Genomic DNA, 14,757 nt, shown 5'->3' with positions numbered 1-14,757 from the left:
CTAAAAATAGTTATTTTTTTGGTTGCCAATATATTTTTGTCATTTCTAATTTCTGATAGGAATCAAACTCCTGCTCCGACAATCGGTTGCTATACTGCATAATTTTAGGAATAGCCAATACTAAATCTAATACCGCCAGAACAATAGCTTTTAAAGCCTTAAAATCACCTTTAAAAACCTTTAGTTTGAATTGCATCCAAATAGAATACCCCATTTTTTTGGGGATAATACGAATGGGATAAAACAAAAAGAACAAATACCAACCCGAACGCAAGGATCTTCGCAAACGAACGGCATAATCCGCATTATTTTTTCTCGATTTTACATCTACCCTGTGGTTCACCAAGACTTCGGACAGATAATGAACTTCCCAGTTTTTTTTAAACAATTGACAAGAAGCAAAATCTTCCTCTCCATAAAAAATAAACCATTCCGGATAATTGGGAATGTCACGCCAAGCCTGCATTCTCCACACATGCGCACAACCCACAAATCCTTGCACACGATGTGATTTTTCGTTAGATAATTCGGAAACAGGTTCTTCCAATCCCCAAAAAATGCGCAAGGCGAGCAAACCACAATTGGTATTTTCCTCAAAATGTTTTCGTATGGATCCCAAAGGATTTTTGGTAACAAAATGAGCATCATCGTCTAATGAAATGGCATAAGCGGCCTTGGTTTCATTCAACATTTTATTCCTGCAAAAAAGATAGCCTTTTGAAACGGCATTCCTTTGAAGTTTTATATTGGGGAAGTTTTGCTTTGCATACTCATAAGTACCATCAGTGGATCCATCATCAAAAACTACGCATTCCACGGTCTTATCTTCTAAGAGATAATTGATTTTATTTAACGTAAAAGCCAAATCATTTTTACGATTTTTGGTGGTGATGAGTATGGAAAAAGAGGCTTCGGTCATTGCTGATTAATTTATTTTCAAATCATTAATAACATTCTTCAAATAATTGACAGACAAATAGTCCTCTAAATCACTTCTATTCAAAAGCAAATTATCGGGATTCTGTTTCCATAATTGATACAACTTTTCAATTATGAAAGCAATACTTTCTACATCATCCACTTCTGACCAATACCGATAGTTGTTACCCAACAATCTTCGGGTTTCGCTATAATAGGGTGCCAACAAAAGGATTGCCGTATTAGCTGCTATGCAATGGGGAAACTTAGCTGGAAGAAAGAGACTTATTTCTGATTTTGCTTCCAAAATAACATTAACGGAAACATTTTGCTGAAGGTGGTATACGGTATCAAAAACCACATTGCCATTGTAAATATAAATCTCGGGACAGTTTTTTTTATACTCTTCGAGCATTATAGTATGATCTGAGGCATTCCCCAATAAAAGAAGTCGTACCTCTTTTCTGGCATCTTGATTTTGTTGTAAAAACAATTTAAATCCCTCAATTAAACCCTCAGGAGAACGTTGCGCCAACAGATTCCCGGCATGCAAAATATTGAATCTTGACTTATCAAAATAGGAAGGAAACTTAGTATTTTCAACATCATATTTGGCATTTTGGTGCGGAATAACCATCCCAGTTATGAGAAAATTTGGAAAATAACTTCCCATCCATTCTTGGAGCAACAAACTGGGAAACGCAGAATATTTGGCTTTTTGGGAAACCTTTATAAAGAATTGATCTTTTTGTTTGTAACTAGATTCTATCCAATTGTAAGGTCGTGGATAATAATGAATCGGATATGGATCATGTACATACGCCATCCATTTATCATGTAATTTTGACATTTTTAAAACGGCATAATGTGGTCTAAAACTAGTGCCTTTACTCAAGGTCAGTACTAAATCAGGTTCGAACGTACTTTTTTTCAAGGCTCGTGCAATACTTTTGGCATCATTGAAAAAAGTAAACGAAAAGCCAAACAGTTGCTCCAGAAAAGAGGCTAAATTAACATTAAAATTCCGGCTTAAAACCCGTTGCATCCGACTTAAAAAATACAAAGGACTGTATTTTATCTCTGGAACGGCAAAGCAACTCACACCAGATAATTGAATATTTTTAAGAGTATAATGGTACACCAAAACTTCAAAACCCGCTTCTGCCAGATTATGAATCAGTGCCACATTGGCCTTTGAGCCACTGCTGTCCTCGATGTTTATGGAGTCGACTACTACGAGTATTTTCATTTTGGTTCTTTTAATAAAAAATCCACAATTTGTTGGGAGGCTTTTCCATTCCCATATGGATTTCGTTTTTCTTCAAAACCTGTGAAATCATCTAGAATAGCCTCCATATTCTTCATGATTTTTTGTGTATCCGTTCCTACCAATTTCGAAAATCCTGCTGACACTCCTTCGGGTCTCTCAGAAATAGTTCTTGTAACTAAAACAGGTTTTCCCAGTGATGGCGCTTCTTCTTGAATACCCCCCGAATCAGATACTATCAAAAAAGATTGTTGCATTAACCAAACAAATGCTGGGTATGATACAGGTGGAATAAGAAAAATATTTTCTTTGTTGGATAAAAATTCATATACCACATCTTTCACATTGGGGTTTAAATGTACTGGATATACAATAGTTACATCGGCTCTTTCTGAAATTGCCAACAATGCCTCGCAAATGTTTTGAAAACCTTCACCAAAACTTTCACGGCGATGCCCGGTTACCAATACTATTTTTTTATTGGTTGGAATACACTTTTTTAATTGTTCTATTTCGGGATGCAAATAACCTGCTTCTTGAATTTTATTGGCAGTCCAAAACAAGGCGTCAATAACAGTGTTTCCGGTTTCGACTATGTATGTTTCAGAAACTCCTTCGTTCAACAAATTTTTTGTAGCTTGTGTTGTGGGCGTAAAATGAATATCAGCTATCCTACTGGTGATTTGACGATTGATTTCCTCCGGAAATGGCACTTGTTTGTTGTAGGTACGCAATCCTGCCTCTATATGCCCCACTCGTATCCCTAAATGAAAAGCTGCCAAAGCTACCATAGAAGAAGTTGTGGTGTCACCATGCACCAAAACTAAATCTGGCATTTCTTTAGTCAAAACTTCATCCATTTTTGAAATAATATTAGCACTCAATCCATTTAAAGTTTGATTGGGCTGCATCAAATCGAGATCATAATCGGGAACAATAGCAAAAAAATCTAACACTTGGTCGAGCATTTGACGATGTTGTGCCGTGACACATACCTTCACCTCACAACTACTTTTTTGGAGTTCGTGATATAATGGTGCCATTTTTATAGCTTCAGGACGAGTACCAAAACAGAGTAAGATTTTCATGTACTAATATTCTTTTTAAAGTAATTTTATAAATTTTTAAATTCTATTAGTGAATACTATCTTTTAAAAAAGATCCTAATTAAACCTTTAATGTAGACCATTATACAAGCACAATAACCATTTTGATATTTAAAATATAAAGATCTACTTTTTAAGTACTGTAATTTAAATTTTAAACTTTTTATACTATCTAAACTAGAGCCTTGACCAATATGTACAATATTGGCTTGTGGAATTATATATACTTTAGATTGTTGTAATATTCTTTTAATTCTCAGGGTCAGCTCAGTTTCCTCAAAATATAAAAAAAACCTTTTATTAAAACCCCCAACTCTTTTTATAACATGGCTTCTAACAAAAAAATTCGCACCAGAAACATAGTCAACTGCATAAGGCTGTTCACTATTTATTAATATTGGATTTAAGACTTCCTCTTCATAAAATTCTTTTTTATAGAAATACCTCCAAAAACAACCTTTAATAAAAAGTTTAAAATTGGGAAAATGTCCTGAAGATACATTCCAATCTCCATTTGGTTTATACAAATGCCCCCCTACTACTGCAATTTCATTATTTTCTTTTCTTTCCAAAAAATCAAAAAAAATTTCTATTGCATTATTAATTAAATAAGTATCAGTATTTAACAAGAAATAATAATTTCCTTTTGCAATTTCCATTCCTTTATTATTGGCTTGACCAAATCCAATATTTTTACTGTTTTTTATAACATTAACATCTGGATATTTGTTTTTAATTTCATTTACCGAGTTATCCATTGAATCATTATCAACAACTATAATTTCGAAATTTATTTTTTTTGTATATTTATAAACAGAAGCAATAGATTCAATTGTTAGTTTACAAGTATTATAATTCACAAAAATTATACTTACATCCATTTGGATTTTATTTTAAATATTGTTTATACATTCCCTCTAAAACTTCGCCCTTATTATCTACTTTCCAGGAGCTTGATCCATTAGCCGTTTTCATGTAAAAATCTTGTTCTTCCGTTAAATTTTCATGGTCAATATACCAACCACCATGTTTTGCAATATACGGTGATTTAGTTCTAATTGCTTTATAAAAAAATTTAAGATTAAATTGATTAATTGGTCTATACAAAGCAAAAGTTGTGTCAATCTCAGAAATATAATTATCATTTCTATCTTTCTTATCCCAAAATTGTTTTTCCCAATTTAATATTTTACTCTTATGTTTGTTTGAATCTGGTATATCGTTAATTCTTAAACTAAATCCCACTTTTATTACATTTTTATTTTTATCTAAAATCTTTTTAAAATGCAGCAAAAAATCTTTTGGACAATTATCATTTGGCTCAATATCTGAATCGGAAATTACATAATAGCCTTTCCCATATATTTGATATAAACCTTTGTTTTTCCAAAAAACTCTATGACCTTGATTTGTTTTCATTTTAATAACATTAGCTAAATCATTTATTTTCTCATAATAATTTAGTAAAGGAGGATAAGTTGAATTATTATCAATGACAACAATATTCTCATAATCGTTTTTTACCAAAAAATCAATCAATTTTTTCAGGTATTCCAATTGATTAAAATTTATTATTATTATTGGAATTTTTTTTAAATCTAGATTTTGTTCTTTAACTATTTTATTAAAAATAGGATTGTAAAAATAAAAAAAAATAAATCTAACCCTCCAGTCCAATAAGGAAAAGGAGTTGATCAAAAATCTTTTAATTCTATATAAAAATAATTTACTTTTCACTTAATTTAACTAAAATATTAAATATTTCTTGATTTACCATAAAGCTAAAAATCTAAACGGATGATTTCATCAAATAAACTACCTCAGGGCAGAGCCCGCGAGGTATTAAATGAAATATTTTTATTCATTCGAAGCAGAGCTTCGAGAAATTAAACCTAAAGAGATTAAAAACCTTCTTATCAATTTAAGAAATGGTATAATACTAAAATTTTTCAAATAGAATTGAAACATAAAAAACCATTCTTTTAAAGTTAACTTTCTTACCCATTTTATTTTAACTTCATAATCAAGCAGTAATTCTAAACGTTGCTTCTTATTAAATATTTGCAATTTTTCAAAAATAATATCTTTTAAAAATTGTAATTTCGCTATATATTTTAAATCTTTATTGTCTTGTTTTCCTGATATACTACTATTTGATTCCCTAATAAATACATTACTTTCATTAATAGTATAAATTGGCTTTCCGTTTGCAAAATCTAACCAAATTCTATCATCACTATGCCAAGCTAAAGGATAATTTTTAAATCCAAATAAACGATAGGATTCTTTTGAAAAAATATATTCAGATAGAGAACTTCTAGTTTTTCCTTTAGATTTTCTAAACCAAGAATCACCAGCATTTTCAAATTTAGGATGCCGAAAAGTATTCGAAATAACACCCAATACTTCATTTACTATTTTGGATGCAAAACGAATAACATTCGCTTTTTTATTAAAAATACGGTAATTCTCATGCCAAGAAGCCACAACATTTTTTTCCAAATAATCATCATCACCCAAAATCATCACCCATTCTTCATCACCAATCATTGCCACACAACGTTCCCATTGTTTTACTAAAGAAATACCTCCTAGATTACTATCAAATCGATGATAAACAAATTCAAATAATCCTTTATATTTTTCTAATAAATTAGTTGGATTTTCAGGACTTGCATCATCACCAATATATACTTTAAATCGTTTATCCGTTTGATTGGCCAACGACCGTAATGTGGCTTCAAAAAAAGTGAGCTTGTAGTATGGAATAACGATAGCTAGCATTATTTCAATGCGGCTTTAGTAGCTTCCAAATAAGCCGTTCCCCATTTTTGGCAGGGTTCTAAATGATTCCCTTCCGCCCATTCGTTCCAAGCATTGATAAATAAAAAATTCTCTGGAACGGTGTCCCAAGGATAATTTTCTTTGATATATTGGAACCAATTTTTATATTTCTCAGGAGTTGAATCATGAAGAATAAAAGGATTCTCTTTTCTTCTTGCTGAATTATCCCACATAGGAGTAATTCCTGGATATACATCTTTTTTGAAGGTACTTTCTATCTGTTTGACTGCAAAACTAGAATAATCAATATAATAATTTAAATCCGATACTTTAAGTTTTATTTTCTTTTTAATTCTTCGAAGAGCTTTCTCTATAAAAGTTCTTGGAAATGATATTTTTGATGAAGTATTCAAAAAGTTAGGTTGAAACTCAAAAGCAAAATCAAATCCTTTACTTTTGGGTTCGTATCGATGCTCAAAATTTTGAGAAAAACCCAAATATAAATCGGGAAAACCTGACTTCTTTACTTCCTCTCGCCATATCGCTATCGTTTTTTGTATATCTGGAAACAATTTAGGTCGATAAATTATAAAAACAGGCTTTCCTTCAACTTTTATATATCTTTCGTCTCTAAAGTACTTTATTAAAACCTGAATATGATTTCTATCATCCTCTGTAGAATAATCTTGCTTCAATAAAACATCCTTTTCTCCTCCATCCCAAACTCTTGTCCAATTCTCATTAGCCCAACACATCATGAATGGAAAATCTTCATTCAAATTCTTTAACTTACGATCTAATGGCTCATGAAGAACTCTTTTACCATTGAACCAATAATGGTAGTAACAAAAACCATAAATTCCATATTCTTTAGCCATCGCTTCTTGTGCTAAACGAGTTTCTTCTAATCGTAAATCATAAAAGCCCAAATCTGCTGGTAAATGAGGCTGATAATGCCCTTCAAAACGAGGTTTCGCTTTTACAACATTTGTCCATTCCGTAAAACCTTTCCCCCACCATTCGTCATTCTCGGGAATGGGGTGAAATTGGGGTAAATAAATGGCAATGGGTTTTATTTTAATCATAAATCAATTATTGATTGCTTTTTTATAAATCTTAATTGTTTCGTCTAAATTCTTTTCCCATGAAAAGAATTTAGCTCTTTTTAAAGATCTTATAGATAATTCATTGGCTAATTCATGATTTTTATAAATGGAGTTAATTTTATCGCTTAATAATTCTACATTAAAAGGGTCAATACAAATACCTGCGCTTTCAATAACTTCAGGCAAAGATGCTTGATTTGATGCAATTACTGGTGTTCCACATTGCATTGCTTCAATTACTGGAAGTCCAAATCCCTCATAAAGTGACATATATAAAAAACATAAAGCATTTGAATAAAAAACAGACAACTCATTATCTGGAACATATTCTATAAAATGAATATTTTTATAAGTTTTATATTTATTTAAAAATTTTCTTTTTAATTCATCATTTTCAAAAGTACCTATTAAAATAATTCCTAAATCTGATATTTTTTCACTCAAAATTAATTCAATATAAGCTTTAATAATATGTTCAGTATTTTTATACTTCTGATTTCTATTTAAGCACAATAAATATTTTTCAAATTTTAAATCATATTTACTCTTGATAAATGAAAATTGAGTTTGACATTCATTAGGAAAAAAAAGTTTCTTATCCGCGCCAAGGTAAACAACATCAATTTTATCTTCCACTAAATCTTTTCTAAAACTCAACAATTCAGATTTTGTAAAATTTGAAACACAAATTACATTAGTATCTTTATCAACTGAATCATAAGCAGGTTTTAAAAGATTACCAAAACTCTTGGGAGCTAAATCTGGACGAACAAAGGGCATTACATCATGTGATGTAAATATTCTTTTTATATTTTTATAATTTTTTATTTCATTAGGAATTGCTTCCATAGGTGAATGATATACATCTATTAACCTCAATTTATTATTGTTGAAGTTATTTAGTTTAAAAGTTTCTTTCAAGCCCAAATACTTAAATAGATAAGAGTTTATTTTCGAATTTAAAAAATGTTCATATCTAAATAATTCACTTTGCTTATTTAAAATTTTATTTATTGAATTCAATTCGTAATCTTCTTCAAGTATCGAAACCAAATTTTTAATTAAACTTTTATTATAATGATTTATTGAATAAAATAAATCAACTTCATTACTGTTTTCTAACTTTTTAGTTAATTCATAAATAACTCTTAGACCACCATGCATAGCATTTTTATTTAAGTTGGATCCAATCCAAGTAGCGTCAAACAATACATTCATCTTAAGTAATTGTCAGTTTATATAATACAATCGAAAATCAATAATTATTTTTTATAAAAAATTAAAATCTAGAAGATTTTTTTTTAGCTTTCTCTAATTCTGCAAGTTTTACTAAGTCAATACTAGAATCATCATGAATTGCAATTATATCATAATGCCAATCATAATCATGAATATTTCTTAAACAAATTTTATTTAATTCTATTCTGTTTAGATAATCATCATTTAAACTAAAATGACTAAAATTACCATATTTAGTATACCATAAAAATTTATTATATCCTAAATTGTTTAAAACTTCAAAAGGCTCATGAAAATCATTTTTAGTATTTTTAATCATCATTGGATGCCACTCAAAAATTATCAAAGGTTTAAATTTTAATATTATTTTTTTACTACCTTTTAATATTTTACCATCAAAACCATCCACGTCAATTTTAAGAATATCTATCTGATTAGATAAAGTATCCTGTAATAAAGTATCTAAACTTAATGTCTCAACATTGTTATCACCAATTGAACTAGCTGTTCCTAAATGGGTTTTTATTAAATTTCTGACAACATTTCCATCACTCTCACTTAATAAATTATTATAAAGTTTACACTTAGGAAAATGTGATTTATTTTCATTTAAATACTTAAAAAATTCAGAATCTCCTTCAACGCAATAAAATGTTTCTATCATGTTTGGCAAATTTCTAATCAATAATAAATTTGTATCACCTACTGCAGAACCTACATCGATTATAGAAACTTTACGCCCTAATAATTCATACACTGAGTAAACAAGCTGAATTAATGGATTGTTGTAATTTGGGAATAATCTAGCATAAAAAGGATAAGAATAGCCATTATTAACTTTAACTTTAAATCCATGAATTATGGTAGAAACAGCTCCATCGTAATTCTTTGTTGAATATTTCCAAACAAAAAACCAAACTTTTCTAAAAAATATATTCCTATCTCTTAACTTAACAGATTTCAATAATAAGTTAAAGATAATACTGAAGAATTTGTTAGTTTTCATTTAATCTAATTTCAAAAAATTCCATTTATAATTAGGTACAAAAAAACCTTCTCTATCTAAATCTCTTTTTCTAATCCCCAAATCCTCAATTTTAATTGATATTTTATCTTCTAAAATATCAAAAAGCTTAATTCTTGAAATGAAACAAGCAATAACTAAACTATAGCTACCAGATAAAAGTATATTTTTTGAAATATTTACAATTAGTTTATATTTTCCTTTTTTTATAACTTCAAAATCATTTTCACAATCATGTAAAGAAGTTGTAAAAACAGTAATACCTTCCGTATTCACAAACTTAACTGAAACTGTAGAATGACTTATACTATTAATGGCATTTAAAAAAATATTGATTGTAAAATCTTCTCCCGAGGCAATTTGATTTGTAATTTGCAAATCCGAATTTGAAACATAAATTCTATCAAAAAATAAATCACTTTCAGTTTTCATATCCCTTTTCCATTCAGCACTTAAATCTGAATTCAATAATAGATAATTAGAGATTATACTATTTATGTCATTTATATCTTTAATTTTCCCATTTTCGAGCAGAATTCCCCTTGTACACAAACTCCGTACCGCCGCCATATTATGACTCACAAATAAAACGGTTCTCCCTCCCGTTCTGGAAATATCTTGCATCTTGCCAATGGCTTTCTTCTGGAACTCGGCATCACCCACCGCCAAAACCTCATCAATCACTAATATTTCGGGTTCGAGAAAGGCCGCCACGGCAAAAGCCAAACGCACCGTCATCCCGCTGCTGTAGCGTTTTACCGGCGTGTCAATATAGCGCTCGCAACCAGAGAAATCAATGATTTCGTCGATCTTCGAGGCGATTTCTTTTTTGGTCATGCCTAGAATGGCGCCGTTCAGGTAAATATTTTCCTTGCCGGTCAACTCCGGGTTAAATCCCGTGCCCACTTCGAGCAAGGAGGCAATGCGTCCTCGAGACTTGATGCTGCCTGTAGTGGGTGCGGTAACCTTGGATAATATTTTCAACAGTGTCGATTTTCCCGCTCCGTTTTTGCCTATGATACCCAACACCTCGCCACGCTCCACTTCAAAATTAATGTCCTGCAAGGCCCAAACGTAATCGCTCGTGCCTTTGGTGCTTCGGTCGTTGGTATCCCCTATTTTTAAATACGGGTTTTCCTTACCCCGCACTTGATGCCACCAGCGGTTCAGGTCATGACTCAATGTGCCCGTACCTATCTGCCCGAGGCGGTATTGCTTGGAGATGTTTTCGGCTTTAAGGATGATGTCTTTCAATTGGGTATTGGGTTTGGGGTGTTGGGTTTTAAAACTTCACCATTCGTCATTCGTTATTCAACATTTAAATAATTTGTTATCTGTTGTTAATTTTACTTGGCAACAGAAAAACGGACAAAGAATAATCAATAACGGACAACTGCTATTTGTCAAATTTAAGGAAGCTATTTCAATTATCCCATATCTTCGGGGTTTTGATTTTCTGAAAGTTGCCTAAAATTTTTATCACTTAAAAATCTTTTTTAAAAGAAACCATTTTAGGCTTCGTAATGGTTTCAATAGTGCAGCCCCTATTTTATAATCAATCGTATATTTAAATTTATTAATTTCTTTTTTCTCTAAATCAGAAGCCGTTAAAAAACGATCTATTAATTCTTCATAATGCATAAAATATACATCCTTATGCTTCATGTAAATATATTTCTTAGTCTCTTTATCCACTAGATTCATTCCGGTGCTCCTGGAAACCACATGTTGTCTATAAAAAAATAAAACTTCTTCAATAATATGAACTTTCCAACCTAATTTACATACTCGTATATAAAATTCCCAATCTTCATAACCATTTCTTGGATTTTCATCATATCCACCCGCTTTCTCCCAACATTCTTTTCTGAATAATGATGTTCCAATTGCGGCATTATGAAACAAAAAATCAGTAATAGACTTACCTATTGATTTATATACCTGAAATTGTTTATCCTCCATAAAATAAATACCCCAACTGCTCACTATGCCCACTTCGTCATTATTCAATAAAACGGTAAGTGCTTTTTCAATAAAGGTAGCTTCGTACTTGTCATCGGCATCCAAAGTTACAATGAATTCTCCTTTTGCGTTTTCAATCCCTAAATTTCTGGCACTGCTAACGCCTCCATTTTCCTTATACAAATAGGTAAAACGAGGGTCTTTAACCTCCCACTTTTGTGCAATTGCTTCGGTATTATCCGGACTGCCATCATTGACAATAATACATTCCCACTTAGTATAGGTTTGGTCATATAAGGATTGCAGGGCTTCGTCCAAGTATTCGGCTTGGTTATAGCAAGGAACAATGATGGAAACTTCAAGCATTTGCATAAGCTTTAAAACTATTTGTCTTTATTTTTTAAAAGCATAAATCATCCCGGTAATTGAAGTCAAAAACCTTGAAATTATTCTAAAATTATTTTTTATTAATATATCTTCCAGTATTTTAGCTCCTTTATCATGCCATTCGATTAACAATACATCAATGTCAACCAATAAATTTGTGTCATTCAATTTTTGCATTATCTCATACTCAGCACCTTCACAATCTATTTTTAAGACCATTTTCTGTCCTGAATGTTTTGCAATCAAATCAGGAAGTATATCGCTAATGTTCTTAATACCTATTTCAATTTCTTTGGCATTATTCCTGTCTATAACAAGGCTTGAATCCAATCGTATACCACAGTTCCCTTTTGCTTGTGAATTATATAGTACTTTCTCCATTCGAGTGGAACCGCCTAAACCATAATTGAACGTTTCTATTTTACTGGAATAGGCTTTATTTAATTCAAGATTATACAATGCCTGATTGTATGTTGTTACAACAGGTTCAAAAGAATATATTTTAGCTACATTTTTTTTTAATCCAAAAAACAAAGAACTGATGCCAATATTCATTCCTATATCAAAAACAACGAAGCTTTCATTAGACAATAAATTATAATCTTTTTCAATAAATACCTCCTTAAGTATAAAAAATTCTTCTGGTGTTTCTATGTATAATTTTAAATCATTAAAACTGGCTAAAACACCCTCCTTATGGCTCTCCAGAACAAGCTTTGGAAAATATTTTTTAATTTCAAATAAATAAGGAGCTGATCTAAAAACTAAATTATGTATGTCATTTTGAACTGCAAAACTTCGTATCAGATTTTGTAACTCTTTTTCCTTTTTTGATATATTTGAAATTTTGTAACCAAATTTTCTTAATACTTTATGGATATATTCTTTCATTAATTTATTATTAAATCTTTACTTTTTTATTTAAATTCCATTTCAAAATCAACTAAACCACTATGGACTAAAAGTTCATAGATTTGGTTGGCAGACTGAAAGTCTGCAAGAATGAAAAATGTAATACTTAAACACGAATTTCACAAATTACCACGAATTAATTTGTGAAAATTAGTGAAATTCGTGTTTGATTTTTTTTAGAAGCTAAAAGCGAAATGCACTAAAGTGCATAGTTTTAAACTATGCTTGCGACCAATAAAAACTTTACTTTGAATATTTGGTACTCTTTTTCCTCTTTTATAAAAACTGCCGTCATCAACCTCAAAATTAATATCCTGTAGTGCCCACACATAATCACTTGTACCTTTGATACTGCGTTCGTTCGTATCTCCAATTCTTAAATACGGATTTTCCTTACCACGCACCTGATGCCACCAACGGTTCAGGTCATGACTCAATGTGCCCGTACCTACCTGCCCCAAGCGGTATTGTTTGGAGATGTTTTCGGCTTTAAGGATGATGTCTTTCAATTGGGTGTTGGGTTTGGGGTGTTGGGTTATGGCATTATAGATTGTTGTTTTAAAAATTACCCCTTGCGTTTTCTAAAAATTACTGAAAATTCTAACACAGAACATACAAATAATCATAGACTATATATTAAAATTGATTTTATCTGAATAAAACTACTGTAATCTATTAAGTGGGATTTTTATCTATCGGAAAAATTTAGATTTTCTCTTTTTGAAAAGGCTACTGCAAGAATAATAACCTTTTTATTTTCATCATCTACAAAAAAATAGATATGATAAGGAAACTGTTTTAGGTTATGCATTCTAATTTGCTTATACATAACATCATCTCCATAAGGATTTTGCGAAATATGTTTTTCAGCTTCTCTAACTCTATTTAAAAAGTCCTTTGCTAAATTAGGAGAAATTGCTTTGTAATAATGTATTGCCATTTGCAAATCATGTTTTACAAATGGCCTATATACCATCTTCCATTTCATAATTCTTGTTCCAATTCATCTAGCAACAAATCAAAATCTTTCACTTCATCTGGATTTTGCATGTAATCATTTAATCGAGAATCAAGTAATGTTTTTGTTTCGTCCGAAAGTTCAATTTTATTTTGTTGTTTGGGCAAAATAATAACTTCAACACTGCTGGCATCAAAATCATCAGGAAGCACAATGGTAAAAGTATGGTTTTTTACCTCAACAAATTGTCGTATCGCATTCATTTTTGCTTTTTTTAGTTTATAAACAAATGTAACAAATAGTTTTATTTTACAGTCGATTTACAACCTAAAAAAGCAATAGTTAATCAGTATTGGGAATTACTATCTTGAAATGAGACCAGCTCAATTGTCGCCACAGCGTAGCGACATTTTTTATGTCAGAAAATTGATTAGCAAATTGTATCATTCTGCGCAAGTTTTTCTCTTCGTAGGAACGACCATACTCGATTGTCAATTGTCGTGACAGTGTAGCGACAATTTGTTTCCCGTATTCAGCTCTCTGATTGTCCGGTATTTCGGAATTTATACTGTTTCCAATTTTCCAATACATTGTGGCAACATTTGACGTGATAATTTTACTTACCGTTTCTTTTGTTTGATAGATGATTGACCTAATATCGGATAGTAGTACATCTTCGCCATGTTTTAATCCATTTTTCATTCTACCTTTTTTCTCGAAAAGTTCCTCTTACCTATTTTTAATACTTGACAAATCAGTTTCTAAAGTTTGCCAGATGTTACAATTGGACTAAAATACTATTATAAATGACATTAATCCTATTTTCATTTTTTTATTGCACCACTAATTTACAAATTCTAAACTATTATCTTCAATGAGGGCCTTGAAAACATAATCTCAATAGTTAATGGGTTATGTGTTGAAATGGTTGAAGTTTATTTATTATTTTCATTGCGATTCTATTGCAATTGAATTTTATAGTTGTAATTGAATTTGACTTATTAGCCCACAGATTTGGCAGATAAAACGGCCCTTCGACCCTTCGATAAAAACTCAGGGCAGGCTCTGCTCAGGATGATATTGGGTTTTGGGTT

General features: G+C 30.8%; 15 protein-coding genes and 1 pseudogene. All 16 read right to left on the bottom strand.

Annotation, left to right across the window (positions count from 1 at the left end; genetic code table 11):
• Positions 1 to 10: 10 nt before the first annotated feature.
• The 16 genes and pseudogenes from ACNO7W_RS11510 to ACNO7W_RS11435 all read right to left on the bottom strand — a co-directional run bounded on the left by ACNO7W_RS11510 (position 11) and on the right by ACNO7W_RS11435 (position 14,365).
• On the bottom strand, positions 11 to 919 hold the full coding sequence (locus ACNO7W_RS11510; protein WP_417938246.1) for a glycosyltransferase: 909 nt from the start codon (positions 917 to 919) through the stop codon (positions 11 to 13).
• Positions 920 to 925: 6 nt separating this feature from the next.
• Positions 926 to 2,167 carry a UDP-glycosyltransferase gene (locus ACNO7W_RS11505; protein ID WP_417938245.1) on the bottom strand — a complete coding sequence of 414 codons (1,242 nt, stop codon included), beginning with the start codon at positions 2,165 to 2,167 and terminating at the stop codon, positions 926 to 928.
• Positions 2,164 to 3,273, bottom strand: a complete 1,110-nt coding sequence (wecB, locus tag ACNO7W_RS11500) for a non-hydrolyzing UDP-N-acetylglucosamine 2-epimerase (protein ID WP_417938244.1) — start codon at positions 3,271 to 3,273, stop codon at positions 2,164 to 2,166. Before wecB ends, ACNO7W_RS11505 begins: the two co-directional genes overlap by 4 nt.
• Before the next feature lie 56 nt (positions 3,274 to 3,329).
• Positions 3,330 to 4,172, bottom strand: coding sequence for a glycosyltransferase family 2 protein (locus tag ACNO7W_RS11495; protein WP_417938243.1), 843 nt, complete (start codon positions 4,170 to 4,172; stop codon positions 3,330 to 3,332).
• Between the two features lie 7 nt (positions 4,173 to 4,179).
• Positions 4,180 to 5,028 carry a glycosyltransferase gene (locus ACNO7W_RS11490; RefSeq protein ID WP_417938242.1) on the bottom strand — a complete coding sequence of 283 codons (849 nt, stop codon included), beginning with the start codon at positions 5,026 to 5,028 and terminating at the stop codon, positions 4,180 to 4,182.
• Between the two features lie 120 nt (positions 5,029 to 5,148).
• The gene (locus ACNO7W_RS11485; RefSeq protein WP_417938241.1) at positions 5,149 to 6,075 is read right to left on the bottom strand and encodes a glycosyltransferase; all 927 of its coding nucleotides are present in this window, start codon (positions 6,073 to 6,075) and stop codon (positions 5,149 to 5,151) included.
• Positions 6,075 to 7,160 carry a glycoside hydrolase family 99-like domain-containing protein gene (locus tag ACNO7W_RS11480; RefSeq protein WP_417938240.1) on the bottom strand — a complete coding sequence of 362 codons (1,086 nt, stop codon included), beginning with the start codon at positions 7,158 to 7,160 and terminating at the stop codon, positions 6,075 to 6,077. Before ACNO7W_RS11480 ends, ACNO7W_RS11485 begins: the two co-directional genes overlap by 1 nt.
• 3 nt (positions 7,161 to 7,163) lie before the next feature.
• Positions 7,164 to 8,399 carry a glycosyltransferase family 4 protein gene (locus ACNO7W_RS11475; protein WP_417938239.1) on the bottom strand — a complete coding sequence of 412 codons (1,236 nt, stop codon included), beginning with the start codon at positions 8,397 to 8,399 and terminating at the stop codon, positions 7,164 to 7,166.
• A gap of 61 nt (positions 8,400 to 8,460) precedes the next feature.
• Positions 8,461 to 9,426, bottom strand: a complete 966-nt coding sequence (locus ACNO7W_RS11470) for an FkbM family methyltransferase (RefSeq protein ID WP_417938238.1) — start codon at positions 9,424 to 9,426, stop codon at positions 8,461 to 8,463.
• Positions 9,427 to 10,698: an ABC transporter ATP-binding protein gene (locus ACNO7W_RS11465; RefSeq protein ID WP_417938237.1), complete on the bottom strand. Its 1,272-nt coding sequence runs from the start codon at positions 10,696 to 10,698 to the stop codon at positions 9,427 to 9,429.
• Positions 10,699 to 10,923: 225 nt separating this feature from the next.
• Positions 10,924 to 11,772 (bottom strand): glycosyltransferase family 2 protein, encoded by an 849-nt coding sequence (locus ACNO7W_RS11460; protein WP_417938236.1) that lies wholly within the window; start codon positions 11,770 to 11,772, stop codon positions 10,924 to 10,926.
• Positions 11,773 to 11,799: 27 nt separating this feature from the next.
• Positions 11,800 to 12,684, bottom strand: coding sequence for an FkbM family methyltransferase (locus tag ACNO7W_RS11455; protein WP_417938235.1), 885 nt, complete (start codon positions 12,682 to 12,684; stop codon positions 11,800 to 11,802).
• A 308-nt stretch (positions 12,685 to 12,992) separates the two neighbouring features.
• Positions 12,993 to 13,214: pseudogene (locus ACNO7W_RS11450) on the bottom strand (ABC transporter ATP-binding protein); the annotation flags it as partial.
• Positions 13,215 to 13,393: 179 nt separating this feature from the next.
• Positions 13,394 to 13,681, bottom strand: coding sequence for a type II toxin-antitoxin system RelE/ParE family toxin (locus ACNO7W_RS11445; protein WP_417938293.1), 288 nt, complete (start codon positions 13,679 to 13,681; stop codon positions 13,394 to 13,396).
• Between the two features lie 8 nt (positions 13,682 to 13,689).
• Positions 13,690 to 13,926, bottom strand: coding sequence for a hypothetical protein (locus tag ACNO7W_RS11440; RefSeq protein WP_417938234.1), 237 nt, complete (start codon positions 13,924 to 13,926; stop codon positions 13,690 to 13,692).
• A gap of 79 nt (positions 13,927 to 14,005) precedes the next feature.
• On the bottom strand, positions 14,006 to 14,365 hold the full coding sequence (locus ACNO7W_RS11435; protein ID WP_417938233.1) for a DUF1016 N-terminal domain-containing protein: 360 nt from the start codon (positions 14,363 to 14,365) through the stop codon (positions 14,006 to 14,008).
• Positions 14,366 to 14,757: the final 392 nt, after the last annotated feature.

The sequence above is a fragment of the Flavobacterium sp. ZB4R12 genome (assembly GCF_048276375.1).
GTDB lineage: Bacteria > Bacteroidota > Bacteroidia > Flavobacteriales > Flavobacteriaceae > Flavobacterium > Flavobacterium gawalongense.
This window is presented reverse-complemented; position numbering and strand designations above follow the sequence as displayed.